The sequence below is a fragment of the uncultured Mailhella sp. genome (assembly GCF_963931295.1).
Classification (GTDB): Bacteria; Desulfobacterota; Desulfovibrionia; order Desulfovibrionales; family Desulfovibrionaceae; genus Mailhella.
Map to the genome: position 1 here is coordinate 1,431,930 of NZ_OZ007001.1, position 22,791 is coordinate 1,454,720.

At 53.5% G+C, this 22,791-nt stretch carries 18 protein-coding genes and 1 riboswitch; of the genes, 3 read left to right on the forward strand and 15 right to left on the reverse strand.

What is annotated here, in order from left to right; translation table 11 throughout:
* Positions 1-56: 56 nt before the first annotated feature.
* From ABGT79_RS05865 to ABGT79_RS05895, 7 genes are all read right to left on the reverse strand, one after another.
* Complete coding sequence (locus ABGT79_RS05865; protein ID WP_346665408.1) at positions 57-1,961, reverse strand: NAD(P)/FAD-dependent oxidoreductase; 1,905 nt, start codon at positions 1,959-1,961, stop codon at positions 57-59.
* A 290-nt stretch (positions 1,962-2,251) separates the two neighbouring features.
* Positions 2,252-3,256, reverse strand: a complete 1,005-nt coding sequence (locus ABGT79_RS05870; protein WP_346665409.1) for a TRAP transporter substrate-binding protein — start codon at positions 3,254-3,256, stop codon at positions 2,252-2,254.
* Positions 3,257-3,276: 20 nt separating this feature from the next.
* Positions 3,277-4,548: a TRAP transporter large permease gene (locus ABGT79_RS05875; RefSeq protein WP_346665410.1), complete on the reverse strand. Its 1,272-nt coding sequence runs from the start codon at positions 4,546-4,548 to the stop codon at positions 3,277-3,279.
* Positions 4,549-4,565: 17 nt separating this feature from the next.
* Positions 4,566-5,045, reverse strand: a complete 480-nt coding sequence (locus tag ABGT79_RS05880) for a TRAP transporter small permease (RefSeq protein ID WP_346665411.1) — start codon at positions 5,043-5,045, stop codon at positions 4,566-4,568.
* Positions 5,046-5,064: 19 nt separating this feature from the next.
* Positions 5,065-5,736 carry a flavodoxin family protein gene (locus ABGT79_RS05885; RefSeq protein ID WP_346665412.1) on the reverse strand — a complete coding sequence of 224 codons (672 nt, stop codon included), beginning with the start codon at positions 5,734-5,736 and terminating at the stop codon, positions 5,065-5,067.
* Positions 5,737-5,829: 93 nt separating this feature from the next.
* Positions 5,830-6,705: an amidohydrolase family protein gene (locus ABGT79_RS05890; protein WP_346665413.1), complete on the reverse strand. Its 876-nt coding sequence runs from the start codon at positions 6,703-6,705 to the stop codon at positions 5,830-5,832.
* Positions 6,706-6,743: 38 nt separating this feature from the next.
* Positions 6,744-7,616, reverse strand: a complete 873-nt coding sequence (locus ABGT79_RS05895) for an amidohydrolase family protein (protein WP_346665414.1) — start codon at positions 7,614-7,616, stop codon at positions 6,744-6,746.
* A 443-nt stretch (positions 7,617-8,059) separates the two neighbouring features.
* On the opposite strand from ABGT79_RS05895, the gene ABGT79_RS05900 reads away from it, so the two are divergent.
* Positions 8,060-9,412, forward strand: coding sequence for a sigma 54-interacting transcriptional regulator (locus tag ABGT79_RS05900; protein WP_346665415.1), 1,353 nt, complete (start codon positions 8,060-8,062; stop codon positions 9,410-9,412).
* Positions 9,413-10,134: 722 nt separating this feature from the next.
* Here the strand turns inward: ABGT79_RS05900 and ABGT79_RS05905 are convergent.
* From ABGT79_RS05905 to ABGT79_RS05920, 4 genes are all read right to left on the reverse strand, one after another.
* Positions 10,135-10,389, reverse strand: a complete 255-nt coding sequence (locus ABGT79_RS05905; RefSeq protein WP_346665416.1) for a hypothetical protein — start codon at positions 10,387-10,389, stop codon at positions 10,135-10,137.
* 74 nt (positions 10,390-10,463) lie between these two features.
* Entirely contained in the window at positions 10,464-10,625 is a 162-nt protein-coding gene (locus tag ABGT79_RS05910; protein WP_294484055.1) for a bacteriocin-type signal sequence, read from the reverse strand.
* A gap of 24 nt (positions 10,626-10,649) precedes the next feature.
* The gene (locus ABGT79_RS05915; RefSeq protein WP_346665417.1) at positions 10,650-12,089 is read right to left on the reverse strand and encodes a putative sulfate exporter family transporter; all 1,440 of its coding nucleotides are present in this window, start codon (positions 12,087-12,089) and stop codon (positions 10,650-10,652) included.
* Between the two features lie 1,097 nt (positions 12,090-13,186).
* Positions 13,187-14,095 (reverse strand): MerR family transcriptional regulator, encoded by a 909-nt coding sequence (locus ABGT79_RS05920; protein WP_346665418.1) that lies wholly within the window; start codon positions 14,093-14,095, stop codon positions 13,187-13,189.
* A gap of 104 nt (positions 14,096-14,199) precedes the next feature.
* Here ABGT79_RS05920 and ABGT79_RS05925 point away from each other — a divergent pair, with 104 nt between their 5' ends.
* The gene (locus ABGT79_RS05925; RefSeq protein WP_346665419.1) at positions 14,200-15,363 is read left to right on the forward strand and encodes an MFS transporter; all 1,164 of its coding nucleotides are present in this window, start codon (positions 14,200-14,202) and stop codon (positions 15,361-15,363) included.
* Positions 15,364-15,464: 101 nt separating this feature from the next.
* On the opposite strand, the gene ABGT79_RS05930 is transcribed toward ABGT79_RS05925, so the two are convergent.
* Together ABGT79_RS05930 and ABGT79_RS05935 are read right to left on the reverse strand one after the other, a co-directional pair.
* A complete protein-coding gene (locus ABGT79_RS05930) occupies positions 15,465-15,983 on the reverse strand; it encodes a rhodanese family protein (RefSeq protein WP_346665420.1) in 519 nt (172 codons plus the stop codon).
* Positions 15,949-16,272 (reverse strand): hypothetical protein, encoded by a 324-nt coding sequence (locus tag ABGT79_RS05935; protein ID WP_346665421.1) that lies wholly within the window; start codon positions 16,270-16,272, stop codon positions 15,949-15,951. Before ABGT79_RS05935 ends, ABGT79_RS05930 begins: the two co-directional genes overlap by 35 nt.
* A gap of 171 nt (positions 16,273-16,443) precedes the next feature.
* Positions 16,444-16,529, forward strand: a riboswitch (glycine riboswitch).
* A gap of 143 nt (positions 16,530-16,672) precedes the next feature.
* Here ABGT79_RS05935 and ABGT79_RS05940 point away from each other — a divergent pair.
* Entirely contained in the window at positions 16,673-18,022 is a 1,350-nt protein-coding gene (locus ABGT79_RS05940) for a sodium:alanine symporter family protein (RefSeq protein WP_346665422.1), read from the forward strand.
* A 272-nt stretch (positions 18,023-18,294) separates the two neighbouring features.
* On the opposite strand, the gene ABGT79_RS05945 is transcribed toward ABGT79_RS05940, so the two are convergent.
* On the reverse strand, positions 18,295-20,220 hold the full coding sequence (locus tag ABGT79_RS05945; RefSeq protein WP_346665423.1) for an FAD-dependent oxidoreductase: 1,926 nt from the start codon (positions 20,218-20,220) through the stop codon (positions 18,295-18,297).
* A 315-nt stretch (positions 20,221-20,535) separates the two neighbouring features.
* Positions 20,536-22,548: a tripartite tricarboxylate transporter permease gene (locus ABGT79_RS05950; protein WP_346665424.1), complete on the reverse strand. Its 2,013-nt coding sequence runs from the start codon at positions 22,546-22,548 to the stop codon at positions 20,536-20,538.
* Positions 22,549-22,791 lie beyond the last annotated feature (243 nt).

Consider the following 22,791-nt stretch of genomic DNA (forward strand, 5'->3'; position numbering starts at 1 on the left):
TATGACAAGAAAGAATGAGATATTTATATCATATAATCATATGAAATATTATATTGTTACAACTTTTCCGCACATAAGAAGGCATCATGAACGGCCTGAAAAATATTTTTAGGACTTCTGGCATCTCCTATTACATAAACATCCGAATACTGCTTGCGCATGACATCGACAATTGCATTATTTGAACGATATCCCGCCGCAATGACGACCGTATCCGCCGGCTCCTTTTTGCCCTGAAACTCAATGCCGTCTCTCAGGATGCGCTCGATTCTGGTATTCGTATAAATGTCGATATGATACTTTTTCATGGTGTCATGAATATGCTGTACATACGTCGGGCCAGCTTCCCGGGCTATGCCATCCAGCATCTCCACAATAACGACATGCGCCCCGCGACTGGCCAGAAAATGCGCCGTTTCCACGCCAACCAGTCCGCCGCCGACAACAACAATCTTCTGCCCGAACGACGCCTTGCCGGAAAGAATATCCTCGGCCATCACGACCAGAGGAAGGTCGTGTCCGGGAACAGGCACCATAACCTGTCGCGCTCCCGTTGCAATGACAATCGCATCGGGGCTGTCGTCCTGCAGATCTTCCGGCTTTTCCACTCTGCGTCTGACGACAGGGACCCCCAGCCGGACAAGCTGATGCCGAAGGTAATCAAGAAAAAGCAGAAAATCTCCCTTTTCCGGAGGAGCCGCCACCAGCGGCAGCTTTCCTCCCGGCAATGCTTCCTGCTCATATACGACTACCTGGTGCCCTCTCAGAGCCGCAACCCGCGCAGCTTCCATTCCGGCAGGTCCGCCGCCGACAACAGCTATTTTCTTCGGTGAAGACGCCGGAACAATGTTTCGCTCCATCTCGAAAGACGCCCGCGCGTTCAACATGCACGTCGCAGCCTCGCCGACAAAAATACGGTCACAGCATCCCTGATTACAGGCAACACAATAGCGAATATCGTCGAAGGCTCCGCTTTGCAGCTTTTCCACGAGTTCCGGATCAGCAAAGAATCCACGGCCGACAGCCACCATATCGGCCTTGCCGTCAGACACGATCTCTTTAATGAGCGTTCCACTATTGAGTCTTCCCGCCACAATAACCGGAACGGAAAGCGTTTTTTTCAGCTCCTCAGCATAAGGAATAAGAAAGCCTCGTGGTACATACATGGGCTGTATGCTCGTGTACACGGAATCATAGCAGCCGGCCGTCACGCTTACCGCCTGCGCCCCGCACTCCTCAGCCCGGCGGCAGATGGCCTTCACGTCTTCAAACTGAAGTCCGTCGTCCAAAAATTCCTGGGCCGAAATGCGGATGGTCACGGGCACACGCCCGTCCACGACGCGAACAACCTCTTTTAAAACTTCCAACGGAAAACGGCAGCGGTTCTCAAGACTTCCACCGTACTCGTCCTTTCTGTGATTGGAATGCGGTGAAAGAAATCCTGCCAGCAGATAGCCGTGAGCGAAATGCACCTCGATGAGATCAAAACCGGCGCGCACGGCTCTGTCCGCGGCAACAGCAAATTTTTCCACCAGCCCCGGCAGCTCTTCCTTCGCGAGCTCTCTGGGATGATTTCCAAGAATGGCGCAGGGAATGGCAGAGGCCGCCACAGGCGTAAGGCCGGTAATCACCTCCGTAGCCTGACGCCCGGCATGATAAATCTGCGCGCCGATCTTTGCTCCCGCCTTATGTACGGCATCACAAAGGGCTTTCAGACCAGGTAAAAACTTCTCATCATAAATGGCAATCTGAGCGGGAAGACCGGCTCCTTCCGGAGCTATCGTCACGGAACCGGTCATAATGATCCCCACACCGTGACGTGCGCGCTCTTCAAAAAAATGAATGAGACGCTCGCTGACCATACCTCCGGTATGAGCCATGCCGTTTTCCATCGGCGCCATCATGACGCGATTCTTCAAGGTAAGACTTCTAATGCTGATAGGAGAAAAAAGATCGGGCATAACATCTCCTTCAGGTCTGACGCGAATTCCGCATTCTCACGACAACCGCCACACGTCATCATGAAAGCAACGTTCGCACCGACCGTATCCCGTCGCAAAGTTCATGCCGGAGCCTGCCAACGCAATCACTTCAGAGTGTGCATTATTTTTATTTTTTCATTCGACGACAATGAAGATTGGAATACAAAAGCGATGTTCTTCATACGAAGACAGCGCGCCGGCAGGAAAACTTCGCCGAAAAATTTTAAAAAAGAGCCTATTCTCATAAGAACAGGCTCTTACTCAACATATTACTCGGCAGCAGACACGCGAGCTACTTCAGCCTTGAGCTCATTCAGAAGCTCCAGGTTTACCTTGGGGAACTGCTTATAAATATCCTTGCACTGTTCGCGAAGCTGAGCCATTTCCGCATCGGTGGGCACATAAATCTTGAGACCCGCCTTCTTGAAGGCTTCTTCCGCCCGGGCTTCGTCTTCAAGCTGATTCTTATACTGAGCCTTGGCAAAAACCTTCACCGCTTCCTCAAAAATGGGCTTGTCTTCCGCAGGAAGCTTGTTCCACCATCTCGTGGAGGTATACAAAATCTGCGCACAGTAGGTGTGATCGATCAGAGCTATGGACTTTGCCGCCTCATACCATTTGCTGTTCACGCCGAAAGGAGCGTCCACATCAAAGCCGTCGATGACGCCCTGCTGAAGTCCGGTATACACCTCGGAACCGGGCATGGGTACGGGATTCATGCCCATATGCTCCAGAAGCGCCATATGCATGGGGGAAGACGAAGCGCGAATCTTGACGCCCTTAAGATCATTTATGCTGTTGATGTCCTTGGTGAGGAAGGGCTTGCGAAAACTGTATCGTACAAACACAAGCGGAGTCACGGCCTTGTTGGCCGCGGCCGCACAGATCTTCTGCCCCACAGGGCCGCTCAAAACCTTATCTGCGACATCGGAGTTGGGGAACAAAAATCCGAGATCAAGCATGCTCAGCTCCGGCATGAAGGTGCCTATATTGGAAGCCCCTTCCACCAGCATATGAACCGTGCCAAACCCCATTCCTTGATACGCTTCTTCCATGGTGCCCAGCTTGAACTGATCGTAAATGTCCATGCGATACTTGCCGTTCGTTTTCTCCTCAATGAACTGCTTCATCTCCACGAGAGAGCGGCAAATAGCGCCGGACATGGAAGAATGCGTCGTTACCTTGATGACTTTAGGGGCCGCAAACGCCGTGCCGGCGGAAAACAGACTGGCAATCGCGAGGGCACAGACAACGGATTTGAAGAGCTTGTTCATGCGTACTCCTTAATTTACTGTTAAAGCAGGCACATAGAGAAAAATGGGACATATGAAATCAGATAGAAACATCCAACCATGGTGGCTATGAAGGGCAGAATTGCACGGCTGAGCATAGCAAAGGAGATATCACTGATGGCGCAGCCGACATAAAGATTCATTCCTACAGGCGGAGTGATGTTTCCAAGAATCACGCCGAACGTCATAATGACGCCGAACTGGATGGGATCCACTCCACTGTTCATCATCATGGGCAACAGTATGGGGGTCATAATCATGATCATGGCCACCGTTTCCATAAAGGTTCCCAGAATGATGAGCAGCGTGCAGACAAGGAAGATTAAGACATACTTGTTGGTGGTAATGCCCGAAAGCATCTCAGCAACCACGGTATCGGCATTAAAGTACACGAGTATGGTTCCCATGGCCGTAGCGGCAGTGATGACAAAAAACATCATGCCCGTAGTACGCACGGTGGAAGAAAAAATTTCCACAATTTTCTTCCAGGTCATGGTCTTGGTAATAAAGGTTTCGGCAAACAACGCATAGACGACAGCAACAACGCCGGCTTCCGTAGGCGTGGTAATGCCCGTATAAATGCCGCCAAGAACAAGAACGGGAACCATGAGCGCCCATTTCGCTTCCCACAGAGCTTCCATTCTTTCCTTAAAGGAAGCACGGGGAGTTTTGATGCCATAGCCTCTGACACCGGAAATGATCGTTCCTATGACCATGAAGGCAACGCCGAGGATGCAGCCGGGAACAATGATGGCAATAAACAGATCACTGATGGAAACCCCCGCCGTTGCACCATAGATGATAAGCGCCGTCGAAGGAGGAATAAGAGCGCCTAGCGTGCCCGATGCCGTATTGACGGCCGTCGCATACGCTTTGGAATAGCCCTCCTTTTCCATGGCGGGAATCATAATGCCGCCTACGGCAGCCACAGTGGCGGGCGGAGAACCGCACAGCGACCCGTAGAACAGACAGGTAAGCACGGATACCAGGGACAGGCCTCCGGTAATATGTCCTACCAGCGTGCGGGAAAGTTTGAGCAGAGCGCCTGCCATGCTGCCGCGCTGCATGATGTCGCCGGCACATACAAAGAACGGAAGCGCCAGCAGCGGAAAGGAATTAAATACCGAGTACATTTTCTGCGCAAACAGCGCCGGTTCGAGCTCTCCCACCCAGATGGCTGCGAGTACCGCCAGACCGATGGCTGCACCTATATGCAGGGACAATATCAGGCCAACAATAAGCACAGAAAATAACGTAATGAGAACGGGATCCATGACATCAACTCCCTTTCCTAGTTATCTTTTTTGTCTCTTGCATATGCATACAGCTGAACAACTGCATATATTGCAGTAACTGTCAGACATACAGGAATAGGTATCCATGTGATATATACAGGAATATTAACAGTTGACGCCATTTGTTCCATATCTTTGATTGCAACAAGCATATAATATGTTAAATAAGCACCTATTATACAATATATAAATGTAAAAATCATTGTTATAATATTGAGTATTTTCTTTACAGTATGATTTGCAAATGAGAGTATGACGTCGACACGAAGATGCCCGTTTGTCTTCATCGTCATGGCCATGCCCGTATAAGCAAGAATAATAAATATGAACCGGCACACTTCCTCGGGCCACGGAAGTGCATTATTCAGAACATACCGAAATATTACCTGAATAAATGCAATCGTAATAAGACAGACGAGGGATAAAATCCCTATACCTGTGATTACTACATCAAACAGTTTCAAAATCTTACCCACGAACTACTCCTTAAATCATCTATACGGTACCTTCCGCAAGAGACTTACCAAGCAGAAATGCCTTTTGACAGTCTTTAGGAAACACTTCCTTATGACGTTTAAGTTTTTCCGAAGCGTCGAACAGCTCCATATGATAGGCGCTGTAATCCTTAACCTGCATCGTATCGGTGCACAGCATTGTGGTGCAAGATCTAAAAACACGCCTAAAGAAATATTCTGTTTTGACTACAATATCCAAGGAAAAAGGACTCGGAAACGGAGGCTGTCTTGCAACAACTTCTTCATCCGTAATATTCATAGTGTAAATGAGACCTATCGGCTTAACACCTTGATAAAGAGAACGCTCTCCTTTTGAATATTGAGAAAGAGGGAAAAGGAGGCGTTCCATGAAAGCCCTGAACGCCGCCGATTCAGTATAAAAATATATGGGCGTCCCCAACAGTACGGCATCTGCTTCCAGTACATCTTTCAGAACAGGCGTAAGATCATCCTGTAAAGCACACTTTCCCGTCTGAGGTCTTTTTCTGCTCTTGCATATGAAACAACTCCGACAAGGGCTGAAAATCATGCTTCCAATATGATATATGGCCGTTTCCGCACCGGCTTCCTCCGCTCCCTTAAGAGCATGCTGAAGCAACGTTGCCGTATTGAAATTTTTTCGTGGACTTCCATTAATAGCAATGACGCGCATGTGAACCTCTTTTCCCGATAAATTATGCATATTGTCCGGGAGCAGATCGTGCTCGAAAGCATGATCCGCTCCCGAAGCGTCGATATTTCTATCTTAGTTGCCGATGCTCAATTTAAGATGCAGAAGGCGGGCGGCATTCTTCCAGAGAAACTTTTCCCGGGGAATGGGAAGCCACGGCCGATCCAGAGATTCCCTCAGCGCCTGGCTGAGTCCACGAATGGGATAAGAGCTTGCGTACAACACCTGATCCTGAAGCATGTGGTTGTACATCATAATCTGGTCATCCACGGTGTTGATGAACGGGAAATAGAAGTAGCTGTCGGGCAGAGAATAAATATTCTTGTACCGCACACAGATACCCATAAATTCCACCAGCTTCGGGTAGCAGGAATGAGGAACGACAATGGGCATGTCGGGACAGGCGATGGCAATGTCCTCAATATCCTTGGGATCGTTCCAGCTGGTGTCTTCGCCACAGAGCCAGTTCAGCGTAATGACGAGAATAAGACCTTCGGCCGCCACCGCGCGATAGAAGTCCATAAGGCTCGGATCATTGACTCGATAGCACTTATCCAGCCAGAACGGCTCGACACATATGCCCTTCATGCCAAGGCTCTTCATGCGACGAATCTGAGCAAAGGCATCGGGGGCCGTCGGATCAAGCGCGGGCATGCCGACGAAGCGCCCCGGATACAGATTCATAAAGTCGAGGATTTCTTCCGGCGTGACATTGCCGGATCCTACGGAAGTCGTTTTCGTCACACGCCCCACGATGACGCCGAGATCCACGCCGGCCTCATCCATTTCGGCCATGAACTGACCATAGTCGCCGGTAACGACCGAAGGAACATATTCACGCCCTTCCGACATCAGCGTGAAGGGGCCGGGAGGCGGAGATATCCAGGCCTTGAACAAACCGGTTTCACGAAAACTCTTGAAGGGAGGACGCACACGAAAGTCAATAATCATAACAAACCTCCGGGAAAAAACGCAGAAGTGCTGCGGTATCAGTCATCGGCAGAAACGAGTTTCAAGTTCAGCAGGCGGGCGGCGTTCTTCCAGAGAAACTTTTCTCTGGGTTCCGGCAGCCAGTCCAGATCAAGCGAATGCTGCAACGACTGCTTGAAGCCTCGGATGGGATAAGAACTTCCGAACAGCACCTGATCCTGAAGCATATGGTTGTACATGATCATCTGGTCTTTCACCGTATTCACAAACGGGAAATAGACATAACTTTCAGGAACGAGGTAAATGTTGGGATAACGCACCGCTATGGCCATGAGCTCCACGCCGCGCGGCCAGCAGGCATGAGTAACGAGAATGGGAAGATCGGGAAAAGCCTTGGCCACCTGCTCCAGATGGAAAGGATCATTCGTGGAAGAATGATAGCCGCAGTTGAAGTTCAACGTCGTGTTGAACAGCATGTGCTTTTCCTGAAGATACTCATAAATAGGAAAAAGGCGCTTGTCGTTGAGATTCATGGGCGTCTGGCACCAGAACGGCTCCATGCAAATGGCCGGCATGCCGAGTTCCAGAGCATGGTCGATCTGAGCAAAGGCGTCCTTGTCCTCTGGATCGAGCGCCGGCATGCCGATAAAACGTCCGGGATACTTCTTGCACACGGCATCCAGCTCATCGGCCGTGATGTTTCCGCTGCCCTTGTCGTGAGACTTGCTCATGCGACCGATGATGACGGCAATGTCTATGCCCGTTTCGTCCATTTCTCTGACGAATGCGTCCATATCACCGTCCATCGAAGGATCTTTGATGCGCCCTTCCCACTGACACTGATAGCCAAGCTCGGGATCGGTCCATACATGGAAGGCTCCAGAGTTCAAATAACTGGGAATAGGAGGACGTACACGAAAATCAATAATCATTCTACCCGATTCCTTTTTTAGAAAGTGATTCTTTTCGGGGAATGCCGGCGAAACCGGTCTCCTGATTTTGTGTCTTGCAAAAATGATACCAAATTATTCTCAAGAATCCGTGGAAGTTAAAAAAATAAAATATAACAAATACGGAATATTACAAATAACTTTATTTTTTTCATTTCACCGACGACATGATTTTTTTTGCACAAATGGAAATTTTCTCTCAACATTTATGCATCACGAGAATATACTGGACTTTTTATAATATATTGATATATATAAATTATATATATTTTTATATAATTTTCCCATTTTTTTGACGACATTCATGCATCTATATTTTTTTATTTTTTATGTAATAACTAGTTGTTTTATATATAAATATTATATTATCACGTTTTTTATCCGATGCTAAAATGCATCATTCGTCATTATCAGGAGGCATGCACATGGATGATCTTGAAAAATTTTTCCTGGAGAACAAGGAAACTCTGAAGGAACTGGCCAACAGCATGCCCTTCTCCGTATGGATCAATAATGGCAAGGGCGACATACTCTTTGCCAATGATTCCATTGTTTCCATGTATGGCGAAGAGCCGAAAGCCATTATCGGACGCAATATCATTTCTCTTGCCGACAACGGCTTTGTGTCCGAGCAGGCTCTTGTGGAAACGCTTCGAACAAAAAAAATCGCCTTTACTCTGTCCATGAGCAAAACGGGAAACAAACTGTCCCTCACTTCCTATCCGCTGATGGACTCCAGTAAAAAAATAAAATTTATTGTGGGTATAGGTAAATTTGCCGAACCCATCACCACCTATTCGCAGGAAAATAAAGAAAGTACCGTCATCACGGAAATGGATGAGATTCGAACAAAGGAATTTGTCGTTGCCAGCGAACAAATGAAAGTCATTATGGAATCTCTGCCACGTGTTGCCAAAAGCGAAGCAACCGTCATGATTCTGGGAGAAACGGGCGTAGGGAAAGACGGCATCGCCTACCAGATTCATAAGCTGAGTCCAAGGGCCAACGAGCCGTATGTCATCATCAACTGTGCCAGCATTCCCGAAAACCTCATAGAGTCCGAGTTGTTCGGCTATGAAAAAGGCGCTTTCACCAATGCCACGACATCGAAGATGGGCCTTCTGGAAATGGCCAATCACGGCACCATCTTTCTTGATGAAGTAGGCGACATGCCCTACTCCGTTCAGATAAAACTGCTGCGCTGCATCCAAAACCGTCAGATCATGCGAGTCGGAGGAACAAAGGTACGGGATCTCAATGTGCGCTTCATCACTGCCACCAATCAGCCGATGGAAAATCTCGTCAGTTCCGGCAATTTTCGTGAAGACCTTTACTACAGACTTAATGTCATCAAACTTAATATCCCTCCCCTGCGGGAACGCACGCACGACATTCTTCCTCTGGTCAGGCATTTTATGGAACTATTCAACAAAAAATATAATACATCCAAACAACTTTCCCGTGCCGTTCTTCGCTGTCTCCAAAGTTATTCATGGCCGGGAAATGTGAGAGAATTACAGAATACAATAGAACACGCTGTTGTGCTTTGTCCTTACGCCATTATAGGAACAGAATTTCTGCCGACGTACATTACAGAGCAGCAGATATCAGATGAAAGAAAGGAATATCCTACGCTTCGAGAGGCTGTGGAAGAAACGGAAAGAAAACTATTGTCCGAAGTCATGCGATACTATTCCTCTACCCGTCGAGCGGCAGAGGTGTTGGGGTGCAATCAGGCCACTGTAGTCCGGAAACTTCAAAAATATGGTCTTGTTTAATAATAAAGAACACACGTAAGAATACTTCTCTGCACATAACCTTAAAATACTACATTATACCATATAATCCACATTCATTATAATATATGCATAACAATCATAAATCATTCCATTATTAAATCTAAAAATAAATATTTATTTTTCAAATTCAAAAAAAATTCTGGCTATTAGAAAAAATATGTTAAAGTCGTTATTGTGTTTACATTAACAAGTTCATTGATACATGAATCATCGGACGCAGGCTGAGCAACTTCCAACATGAAGCATCATCGCTTCTCTAGGAGAGTCTCATCAGCATGAAAACGACTCTCCATCCTCCTGGTCAGACATCATAACTAAAAAAGGCCTCGCTGCGGGCGATTCGCTCTAGAAAACGAATCGCCCGCAGCGAGGCCCAAAGCCGGTGCGAAAATTAACGTTAGGACGACGCGCACTTCATTTGTACACCGACAACCAGATGACTGCAGGAAAGTGCGCCGCAGTCAGTCTGCAAATATACAACTTCCGACGATCTGACGCGAACATCAAGACTGCTTCCGACGTCTTGTTTCAGCTCCACATGATCGAAGACGTCAAAACTGCAGTCCATCTCCCGTACAGTCGGCATAGACGCATCACATCGATCAAGCCTTCACGGCGACGCAACGATGATGCATCCGTCCCCACTGACGGACACAAGTTCTTCCTTCCAGGGCGAACTCTGACGGACGACGCAAACGTCGTCAGGCCTTGTTCTGAGAAGGAGAGGCGTCTTTCTTGTCGTCAGGCAGGAGAGCGGCCTCCCACATTTCCTGATAGTACATGCAGGTGCCGGGATTCCAGGCCGTAGCCGTGGCGTGATCGTAACTTTCCGTAATGGGCCAGTCCGTATGAGGACGCAGCGCTTCTTCAAAGGAAGGCGCTTCAACTATGCCGTCATATTCCAGATTGAGCGTATAGTTCGGGCCCTTAAGATAACGCAGATGATAGCGAGGCATAACTCACTCCAAACAAGTGCCGGAAAGAGAATACTTCTCTTTCCGGCACAACAATCATTCGTTCAGTAAACGGCTTAGTGCGTCGTCATCACGAACTTGCTGATGAGGAACAGCACGACCAGCAGGGTGACGCCAAGACCCCAGCTCCAGTGAATGAGCTTGAGTTCGGTTTCATCCAGAGGCTCATACTCCATATTCTTTATTTCTTCATGGAGTTTAACTTCTTTATCTTCCATTTTATGCTCCTTTATAAGAATAGACTAGGCACCGACGATGGGCGGGGTCATGCCATGGAAGAAAGCATAGGAGATGAACAGACCGACCCAGATGATGAAGCCAAAGAGGCACACGATGTACACAATGGCAAGACGGCCGATGCCTTCTTCCTTCAGCTTGCGGAAGTTGGAAACCATGCCGATGCTGAAGAAGGTGAGCAGGAAGAAGATGGTGCGGAAGCCGTTGATGGCACCGGACATGGCGCCGCCCATCTTATGCAGTTCGGGCGAGGAGAGGCACATGATCAGGAGGATCAGGAAGGTGCCGAGGTAGCCGAGCACGAAACGGGGGAAGCGGTCCATCACGTCGCCCCAGCTCATGGTGCGTTCGCCGTTGGTCTTGTCGAACTTGGCAGTCCACACGTAGGCGAGCACGAGGGCCCACACGCCGATGAACATGTCGATGAAGATCTTAACGGTGGTGGTCACCATCACGATCCAGCCGGGTTCGTACTGGGTGCCGAGACCGGCAACCTTGGCGAGGATCAGAGCTTCGGTGATGGCACCGGAAGCGATAGCGCCGCCGTCGGACTTAACGGCCAGGCCCATCCAGCCGCCGGCCACCATGGGTTCGGTGTACAGGAAGTGCTGAGCGAGGAAAGGCAGAAGCAGCATTTCAATGCAGGTGAACACAACGACCAGAGAAGAAACCATGATCGGAACCACAGGCCTGGCGCGGATGGCGCCACCGGTGGCGATAGCGGCGGACACACCGCAGATGGAAATGCCGGAAGCCAGAGGAGCAGCCCATTCCTTGTTGAACTTGAAGTACTTACGAGCAACGTAGTAAACCACGGCCCAGTAGAGCAGGTAAGCTTCAACAATGGCGCAGAGGCCTCGGAAGATGACGTGGCCAGCGAAACCGGCGGCATCGGCAGCCTTCACGCCGAGTTCGGCGCCCAGGATAACGATGGCGATCTTCACGAACAGTTCGGGACGGCAGGCTTCGCGCACGCTGTCGGTGAAACCGGGAGCCAGGTTGCCGATGAGGATACCGGCAATCAGAGCGCAGATAAGACCGGCTTCAGTGCTGAGGCCCAGGGCCCACGGAATGCCCATCTTGGCGAGTTCGGTGGGGTTGGCGGCGATGTAGGCGTTGGCGCCCACGGTGTAGCAGGCGATGGCGATGAAGAAGATAAGCGTGAAGGAACCGACAAAACTCTTCACGTTGCCTTTCATGAGCTTCACGCCCACGGAGAGAACCGCAGTGATGAAGACGTACGTGATAAGAAGCGCAGCCCAGCCGGGCACGAGTCCCTTCGTCGCCGAAGACAAACCGTCAAAGGGGTTGCTCACCCACATTCCGACCTTAAGGGTCCAACCCAGGAGATCCAGGCCGAGCAGTTTGCCCAGTGCCAGCACGAAGATGAATAACCCGCATACGAGGGCTACTTTGTCTTCGTTGAAAGCAGCTTTCGTTGACATATAAACTCCCCTGTTAAAAAGATAATTTGCGTTGCGGCACCCGCAACCGGCACTCAAAATAATATTATTCAAAAAAAGTTCAACAAGTTTATTTTTCTCGAATTTTTTTTGGCAGCTGATATTTTTAATAAATAATTAGTGACAGTTACAATTAAAAATCAAAAAAATCGACTCATTCCGGCATGTGCCTGATAGAGCAATCTCAACGGGAGGATTCCTTCATTTTTTTTCTTTTTATTTCAAGATATTGAATAGGCAGTTCTCTGTTGATCGTTTCATTTTCAAAAAAAAATTTTTTTCGCGAAAAAAATTTTTTCAGTGCCGTACGCTTTATTCCCGTCCCTGTACGGGCAGTCCCCAGGATTATAAACAACAATCATGTAATTTCATTATACTTTTATTGAACCTTTCGGATCCGAAGCCGCTCCGGGCATGAGAATTTCCGCTCGAAGTCAGCCCAAACGGACACCTTTCAGCCCGCGACCACGAAAAATGGGAAGTCTGCTTCAGCTTTCCCAGAAACGTACAGTTTTTTCATCCGGTTAGCACAATTCCTCATACGCTGACGCACTCCGACGCCTTTCCGGACCCTTTCTTCTGCTTTCCAGAAACTTTGACAAGTTTTTTTGCTTTTTTCTCGTTTGCGGGGAGCGATCTTCCCAGACCGAGCGACCTCAAATTCAGTATTAACTTACTAAAAAATCAAATAAATTTATGTTGTATAAAAGCTGATGACGCAGCGGTACGGCCGTACGATTCTCACAATAAACCTGCATTCAGCACAACACACGTCGCCTGACCTGCATTGTCAATCCATCATGAAATATTATCTTTCAAATATATTGCCAGATTTACAATCATATCCATTTGCGCTTTGGACAAATTTCGTATTTTCAGATACGTCTTTATTCTGTATTTTTTTCATTTATATCATATTTAAATATATTATATTTTTTATTTTTCAATACAATATAATTATATAGACATTTAATTTCCAAAAAAATTTCATATTTCATCCATTTTTATCAAAAAACTGCAACAGATATAATTTTAAATTATTTTTATTAAAACAAGTGACTACACTTTTATTCCCAGCATCATACCAAACAGCGCTCAGAAGCCCCCTCTTCGGGCTGGCTGAAATAGTTTCCATTAATAGTGTTCTCCATCTTTTCCGCGGCGCGCTCATCGTCCACCCGCACGACATATTCGGCAACGTACTCCTCGCCGTTTTCGCCGAGCACGTAATTCATCTGGTCAAACGCGTACACGGGGCCGCACGCACGCTCTCCCCGGGCCGAAAGTTCCGCCGTCATGCGGACAAACGCCTCTTCGTGACTTCGCATGTCGCCGCGATGGAACAGGCAGGCATACCGGCCTGACTCCATGCGTCCGGCGCGCTCCCGTCCCACGTCGCGCCACGCGGCGGTAAACATGCTCTCAATACGAAACTCTCCCCTGCACGCGCAGTCCTCGGGAATAATGACGCCGAGCGGCGGATCAATACTGTTTCCTTCCATCAGACTGCGCATCAGGCACTCGGAGTAGCACTCCGCGCTCGACTCCCGAACGGTGATCTTCTCGGAATCCACAGGATACACGCGTATCTCAAGCGCCTCTCTCCGCTCGAAAAAAAGCCGGTCGTACGTCGCGCACCGAGCCTTCTCTCCCATGTCCGCCAGGCCCCTGAGCATGGAAAGCCGATGTGCCATGCGTTCCTGTTCCCGCTCCAGCACGGCTATGCGCTCCGTCACAAGACCAAGATATCCCTCGTTCCCGCAGCTTTCGCGACATTTCCTTATTTCCTCCAGCGTGCTGCCCGTTTCCTTGAGAAGAGAAATAAGATCAAAATCAAAAAACTGCTTCATGCTGTATCGTCGATAGCCGTTTTCCGAAATATACGCCGGGCGAAGAAGTCCCTTTCTGTCGTAATGAAGCAGCGTGTCCTTGGTGGTATGGCATATGCGGGCAAATTCCCCTATCTTCAAAAAACTTTTTCTTCCCACGCCTTTCTCCTTGACCCTTGTGTTACCCAGTAGTTTACGCTGACGAACGACCGAAGAAAAGACGCCGACTCGCGTTGTCTCGGAAAAAAATCAAGGATCTTGGCATGAAACGGACTGAGTTTTCCATCACCCGCGCGGCCTGCGCGTACTTCTTTCTCTGCCCCGGACTCGCCTATGGCGTGTTCACTTCCCGCCTGCCCGCGCTGAAAATGCAGACCGGCGCCGACGAGTCCCAGATAGGTCTTCTGCTGCTCTGCGTCGGCATGTCCAGCCTCGTTGCTCTGTTCTGCAGCAGCCGCCTCATCGCCCTCTGGGGAAGCCGGAATCTTCTCAAATACGGCTCCATGACGCTTGCGGCCGCCACGGCGCTGAGCTGTCTGGCCCAAACGCCGCTCCAGCTCGGCGCAGGCTGTCTGATCGTGGGCGCAAGCATGGGCCTCGTGGACGTATCCATGAACACCCAGGGCATCCACACGGAACATCGCTACCGCACATCGTGCATGTCGTTCATGCACGCCGCCTACAGCTTCGGCGGCGTTACCGGCTCCATCGCCGGGGCCGTGTTCGCCGGTCTCGGCCTGAATCCGTTCATCAACGCCGCCTGCGTGCTCGGTCTCTACGCCTGCTTTCTCGGAAAGGCCTCCTCCCGTCTGCTGAACGATCTGCCCGTTTCCCGCCAGGGGGGCAAGGACGACTCCCGCTCGCTGCCGCTCTTCGTGCTTCTTTGCGGCGTTCTCTCCATGCTCGCCTACGCCTCGGAAGGCTCCGTGGCCGAATGGGGAAGTCTGCTGCTCTTCACCGTCAAGGGCGCAGACGAACACACCGCCGCCCTCGTGTTCGCGGCCTTTTCCGTCACCACCGTATGCTGCCGTCTTTTCAGCGATCGCCTGCGGCACGTGCTGAGCGACTTCGTTCTGCTGTTCGGCGGCTCGCTGCTGGCGCTTGCCGGCATGCTGCTGGCGCTTTTCTCGCCGCTGCCCGCCGCATGTCTTGCCGGATACGCGCTCATGGGAGCCGGACTTTCCCCCATCGTGCCCACGCTCTTCAGCCGCGCGGGAAGCTGCCCGGGCATCAGTGCGGGCAGGGCAAGCGCCATTGTTTCCATTCTCTCCTACAGCGGCCTGCTGTTCTTTCCCCCCATGCTCGGCTTCGTCGCCCATGAAAAGGGACTGCTGAACGCCCTGCTCATCATTGTGGCCGCATGTGTAATTCTGACACTGGGCTCCTTCCTCTTCCGAAAAAAAAGAACGCGCGCTCCCAGGACATAACGACCGAAACAAGAATCGCGTGCCCAACCGTTCCGCCCAATGCCCCGCGGCTCGACGAAAAACGCCGGGAATATTCCCGGCGTTCCTTCATCATGCGACGATCATTTTCTGTTCCACGGCATGCGCGCAAGCAGCAGTCCGAGTCCGCAGAAGCCCGTCACGCCGGCGAACACCAGGCCTGCTCCCACAAACGCGGAAAGCCAGTACATGGGATGCCACACGTAGCTTCCCAGTATGCCCAGAAGCACCAGGGCTCCGGCTCCTATCTGAATCTGCCGGAACAGCGGGAACGGCGTCTTTTCGTGCTGCACGGGCAGACCTTCCTTCTGCCATCCGGAAAGGCCGCCTTCCATCTGCCAGGCCTCGGCGTCGCCGGCAAGACTGCGCAGCAGTTCGGAAGCCTTGTCCGTGCGGTTGCCGGATCGGCAGAAGAAAATGACGGGCTTATCCGGGGCGTCGGCGTCCTTGAGCGGATAAATCTTCGCAATGGACAGAGGCACGAGGCGGGCTCCGGGAATAAAGTTTTCCGCGTATTCCGCCGTTTCCCGGATATCAACAAGACGGGCTTCCCCGTTCTTCAACATTTCAAACGCCCTGCGGGGCGAAATGGTAGGCAGCATGAGCAACTCCTGTTTTTGCGGTCAGGGTGTCAGAAAAAGACGCGACGCGCAAGGGGGAGAGAAAAATTTGCTCCGCCGCTTCCTCCTTACGAAAAAAAACGCGTTCCATTCGCCGAACGCCTCCTGCCGGAAGCATCCGAACTCCCTCCAGAGAACTCCGACTACTCAAAATGTTTCGGCTCTTTTCCAGAAAAGCGCTGCGCCGCCTCCCGGCAAATTTCTGTTTCATCCCCATAACCACATGAACTTCAATGCCTATTTCAGAAAAATCAGAGACGTCGCACAGCACACAAACAATATATTTTTGTTCCAGAAATCACACCGAATGTCGATCCATTACTGATTCACCGGCACATTATTGACATTCGTCCGCAAATCATACTAGATTTTTTTTCGCTTTCCACAGGAAAGCACATGATCCCGTTGAAACTGCCTGAACGCCGCAAGGCCGACTAGCAGCGGAGGGAGCTCTGGAGAATCCCGTTTGGGTGCCGAAGGTGCAAGGCGAAAGCCGAAACTCTCAGGCCAAAGGACAGAGCTTAGGATCTTGCCGCTCGACCATACCTGCCGCTTCATCCCTAAGCGTTTCTCTGGAGCAAATCTCATGGATTTGCTCTTTTTTTGTACCCTGAAACAGAGGGCATGACGGGTTGCGGACAGCGCTCCTCATGCGCTCGAAGGAATGGTTTATGGAACTCATCAGTCAGATAGTCGATGCGGTCAACGGCGTGCTCTGGGGCTGGCTTCTGCTCTTCCTGCTCTGCGGCACGGGCATTTTCTACACCATCCGGCTGCGCTTCATTCAGCTGCGCAAGCTGCCCCACGCCTTCCGCCGCCTGTTCAGCAACATCTCCCTGCACGGCGAAAGCGCCGACCACACCGGCATGAGCTCATTCCAGGCGCTCGCCACCGCCGTGGCCGCCCAGGTGGGCACGGGCAACATTGCCGGCGCGGCCACGGCCATTGCAGCCGGCGGCCCCGGAGCCATCTTCTGGATGTGGCTGAGCGCCTTCTTCGGCATGGCCACCAACTACTCCGAAGCCGTGCTCGCTCAGAAGTACAAAACCACCAACGAACGCGGCGAAACCGTCGGCGGACCGGCCTACTACATCCGCGCCGCCTTCCCCGGCACTTTCGGCAAGGCTCTCGCCGGATTCTTCTCCGTGGCCATCATTCTCGCCCTCGGCTTCATGGGCAACATGGTGCAGTCCAACTCCATCGGCGCGGCCTTCAGCACCGCCTTCGGGCTCTCGCCCGTGCTCGTCGGCGTCGTCGTGGCCCTCATTTCCGCCGCCATCTTCCTCGGCGGCGCCAGGCGCATCGCCTGGGTCATGGAAAAGCTCGTGCCCCTCATGGCCCTTCTCTACGTAGGCGGCTGCCTTGTCATCATCTTCGCCAACATCACCGCCCTGCCCGGCGCGTTCAAAACCATTTTCGTCATGGCCTTTGATCCCCAGTCCGCCGGCGGCGGCGCGCTCGGCATCACCGTGCGCGAGGCCATGCGCTACGGTGTGGCCCGCGGCCTCTTCTCCAACGAAGCCGGCATGGGCTCCACGCCCCACGCCCACGCGCTGGCCAAGGTCGCCCATCCCGACGATCAGGGCATGATGGCCATGATGGGCGTGTTCATCGACACCTTCGTGGTGCTCACCTGCACCGCCCTCGTCATCGTCATCACCGGCGAATGGAACTGCGGCAGCACCGGCACCGAACTCGCCCAGATCGCCTTCGACACGGTATTCGGCTCCTTCGGCAACATCTATATCGCGGTCTGCCTGTTCTTCTTCGCCTTTTCCACCATCATCGGCTGGTACTTCTTCGGCGAGGCCAACGTGAAGGCCCTGTTCGGCGCAAAATACGTCAAAATCTACGCCGCCATCGTCGTGGTGTTCATCGTCATCGGCTCCGGCCTCAAGGTGAACCTCGTGTGGAACATGTCCGACATGTTCAACGGCCTCATGGTGCTGCCCAACCTCATCGGTCTGCTGGCCCTCTCCGGCGTGGTGGTGGCCATCGCCAAAAGCAAGCGCGACGACTGATCTCTGCGTCGCCTTCCGACATCGAGGTCCTGCCGTCTGACGGCATGTCATGAGGGCGCAACGCCCCGCCCGCCCTCATGACCGCAGGATCAAAAAACTACGGGAGCGAATCCCTTCCCGCCACCACTACTTTAACATCATCCGAGCATGACGACATGCCCTTCGGGGCCGCTTCTGAAAAGCTTCGAGACGAAAAGAGCCCGTGCCGAACAGCGACACGGGCTCTTTTCATGCGGAAACGCTTCCGCCAGACAGGGAAATGCCCCCTGTGGTTACAGCTTCAGACCAAGCGCCAGGCCCTGATCCATGGCCTCGTAGGCGTCGCCTATGTGATCGCAGTCGCCGATGGTATGCACGGGAATGCCGCAGTCGCCCAGCGATTCCTGAAGCTTCTTGTCCGGCACCGTGCCGATGGCGAGCACCAGCGTGTCGGCCTTCACGGGGAACAGCGCGTGGCCGTGATCGATTTCCGCGGTATGCGCGGTCAGACGGAACAACGTGGAATCCGGGAACAGACGGATGTTGTCGCAATCGGCGATTTCCTGGAACAGCCAGCCGCGGATGCGGGAAATAAGGCCGCGGCCGAGCTCGTTGAGTTCCACAAGGCATACCTTCTTGCCTTCGCGGGCGAGCTTGAGCGACGTTTCCAGACCTATGTAGCGTCCGCCGAGCACCACGCAGCGCTCGCCGGTGCTCACCTTGTTGCGCAGCACGTCCATGGCGTACACGATGGGCATGCCGCTGTCCTGACCGTCCACGCCGGAAAGCGCGCGGGGCGTGGCGCCCGTGGCCAGCACCACTTCGTCGGGATGCGCGGCCATGATCTGTTCGCGCGTCACCGTCGTGTTCATGTGAATGCGCACGCCGGCCTTGTCCATGTTCTCCTTCAGCCACGGCACGAGCGTGCGGAAGCTCGCCTTGTCGTCGCCGGCGGAAGCCACCAGCCACTGGCCGCCGAGTTCGCCGGTCTTTTCAAAAAGATCCACGTGATGGCCGCGCTCGGCCAGCGCGAGCGCGCAGCGCATGCCCGCCAGACCGCCGCCGATCACATAGATGTTCCTGGGCTTTTCGGCAGGACGGGACACATAGGTGTCTTCCATCATCAGGGCGGGGTTCACCGTGCAGCACATGCCGCGGCCAACCAGTCTCGGGCGCGAGGCCCAGGTCTGACAGTTGTTGCAGCGCACGCAGCGGCGGATGGTGTCTTCCTCGCCGCGGCGCAGCTTGCCCACGTAGTCGGGATCGGCCAGCAGCGGACGCGCAATGCCGATGAAGTCGGCCACGCCGTCGGCAATCATCTTGTCCGCCTCATGAGGATCGTGCAGACCGCAGCTTGCAATGATGGCCACATCGGGAAGCGCCTTCTTGACCTTGGCGGTGTCGGCGATGTTCTGCGCCGAACCTTCCGCATAGATGGGCACGCCGTGCCACAGACGTTCCTGACCGCCGCCCGTCATGAGGAAGGCGTTCACACCGGCCTCGGCCAGATAGCCCATCTCTTCAATGCCCTCGTCGAGGGTCATGCCGCCTTCCATGTAGTCGCACTTCGGGAAGCGGATGTACACGGGGAAGTCGTCGCGGGTGCGCTCGCGGATGGCTTCCACGATCATGCGGGGAAGCGCGATGCGCTTTTTCGCCGTGCCGCCGAAGTCGTCGGTGCGGCGGTTGCTGTAGGGCGACAGGAACTGACTGATGAACTTGCCCGAACCGCCGTGCAGCGCAAAGCCGTCGAATCCGGCTTCGTAGAGTCTCTTGCCCGCCTGGGCGTAGCATTCGATGTAGTCGAGAATTTCCTGACGGGTCATTTCTCTGGGAACCACGAGATCCCAGGAGCCGCGTACCGGAGAAGGCGCAATGCATTCCTTCTTCGTGCCCGCGCGGGAGCCTGCGCCGCCGAGCTGCAGAAACACCTTTGCGCCGCCGGACTTGATGAGCGCCGCCAGCTCCGCGAGCTTTTCAATGTACTTGTCGTCCCACAGGGCAAGGCCCTGCGCCAGCTTCACGGAAGGCCACGCAAAGGTCTGCTGCACGGTGACGAGACCGGCCTGCCCCAGGCGGGCCCTGTGAAAGGCAAACAGCGGTTCGCCCACAAAACCGTCTTCCGTTCCGCCCCGGGTCTGCACCGAAGTCTGAACGTAGCGGTTGGGTATTTCAAGATTCCCGATTTTCGCGTGGGTGAAAAGGTGAGGAAAAGCCATCTCATGCCTCCTTGTAATCTAAGCAACGCCCGGCAGACGCAACACGCCGCCGTATCTCGGCGCAGAAACTGTCGGAATTTTGATTGTCGTGCTGCGGAGCCGCCCGACGATGCGCTAAGGCGCGCTCTGCCGACAGTACGAACACGTCTTCAGGCGCAGGCCGGGCGTTTGCGGCGCATCGGAAGATTGTCCGAACCGCCGCCATCCGCATCCGAAGGCGCGACGACACGTCCGTCACGCCCCGAAAAAACGAATCCGCCAGACCGGTAATGCCCGAATCCGGCGAATTCCCTGATGGTTGCTGGAAAAAGTGCCCTAGAACAGAATGCCGCGGGGCGTGTTGACGCTGAATCCGAGGGAGAAGATGACGTAGCACACGGCCACGAACACCAGCGTGAACACCACGTTCCAGAAAAGATCCCTGGACTTCAGATCGTTCTTCAGCACGGTGCAGAGAATGAACACCAGCGTGGCGGAAGACACGTAGAAGCCGATGTACTTGATGCACAATACGTAGGCGATGAGAAGCGCGGCGTGCATGCCTATGCCCTTCCAGTTGATGCAGGAGAAGGGAGCTTCCGTCATGCCCGCGTACTTCGCCGGCATGAATACGGCCTTGAGGATAATGGCCGCCATGAGCAACGCGAGCAGGCCGAGCACGATGGCGGGGAACATGGCCGTCTTTTCGGGGTAGTCCACGAGCATGGAGGCCAGCGCGCCGATGACGGGCAGCATGATGACGCCGGAAATGAGATCGGCGCCGCGCATGCCTTCAAGCAGACGCGGAATCTCGCCCGACGCGCCCCTGGCCTGAGCGGCCTTGCCGTTGCGCACGCGCTTGTACACGCGGTAGATGACATACAGGGCGATGAGCACCAGCATGCCCTGGGCCACGGGACGGTTCATGAAGTACACGAGCGCGCCCTTGGCTCTCGCAAGGGAGAGGGCTTCGAGCATGGAGCGTTCCACCACGGGGCCGAGGATGACGCCGAGGGCGTAGGCGCCCGGGTTGAAGCCCAGTCGGATGAGGAAATAGGTGGCGATGCCGAAGAGCACGAAGATCCAGATGTCGAGGTTCAGGCCGCGGACCACGTAGGCGCCGATGGCGCAGATGACGATGACGCCGGGGAAGAGCTTGTCCGAGGGGATGCGCAGAATGTTGGCCAGAGAGCCGATGGTGAACAGACCGAGCAGCATCTGCACCACGGCGCAGAGGAACAGGGCCATGATGACCATGTACACCACGGGGCCTTCGTTGGCGAGGAAGTTCGGGCCGGGGGCCATGCCGTGCATGAAGATGGCGGCCATGAACACGGCGGCGGCGGGAGAACCGGGAATGCCCAGCGCGAGCACGGGAATGAACGCGCCGCCCACGAGGCCGTTGTTGGAGCATTCGGAAGCCACAATGCCTTCCTCCGCGCCCTTGCCGAATTCTTCGGGATGCCTGGAGTAGCGCTTGGCGCTTGAGTAGGCGAGCATGGTGGCCACGGAAGCACCCACGCCGGGCACGATGCCCACGCCCACACCGATGAGGCCGGAGCGAACAAGCAGCATTTTCATTTTGCTGAACATCATATGGAACAGGCGGAAAAAGGCGGAGACGTTGTCGCGGAATCCGGCCTTTTCAAAGGCTATCTGTTCCTGCACGCCGCAGGTGGGGGCAAGCACCATGTTCAGCATGCTGGGCAGGGAGAAGGTGCCGAGCATGACGGGAATGAAGGGAATGCCGCCCATGAGGTCGATGCTGCCGAAGGTGAAGCGGGGGTTGCCCACATAGGCGTCCACGCCGATGCAGGTGGTGAACACGCCGAGCGCCGCGGAAACGATGCCCTTGAGCGGATCCTTCGCGCTGATGGAGCCCACGAGGAACAGGCCCACGGCCGCAAGCAGGAAGAGTTCCGCCGCGCCGAACTTGATGACGAAGGGAGCAAGCAGCGGCATGAACAGCAGCATGGCCAGGGCCGACATCATGCCGCCGGAGAAGGACGCGATATTGGAAATGAGCAGGGCGTCTCTCGCCTTGCCCTTTCTGGCCATGGGATAACCGTCGAAAGCGGTGACCATGGCCGCGGAGGTTCCGGGCGTGTTCAGCAGAATGGACGAGATGGAACCGCCGTATTCACAGCCCACATACACGCCGGAAAGGGCGATGAGCGCCGTGGAATGGTCCATGGTATAGGTCAGCGGGAGAATGATGATCATACCAATGGCCGCGCCGAAACCAGGCAGTGCTCCGACCACGATACCCAGCGCAACGGAAATGACGAGCGCCAGCACATTAATGGGGCTGAGACAGGTAAGGAGTCCGCTCCACAACATTTCTAACATAGTAATACCTTTACTGTAATTTTAGGAAAAACGGATTCCTTTCCGAATGCTCCGAAAGAAAAGGGCCCCGGATGGTTCCGAATCCGGCCAGCTCCCGAACGTTCGGAGCGTCTCAGCGCCGCGTCCGGCGCTCCTCGGAACAGGAACGCTTCGCGGCGGAAGCGTTCTCTGCTGCGCTTTTCCATGTCCCGGAAGACAGAAGGACGGCGGAAGACGCATCCGCTCCCGCCGCCCCGTCCGCAA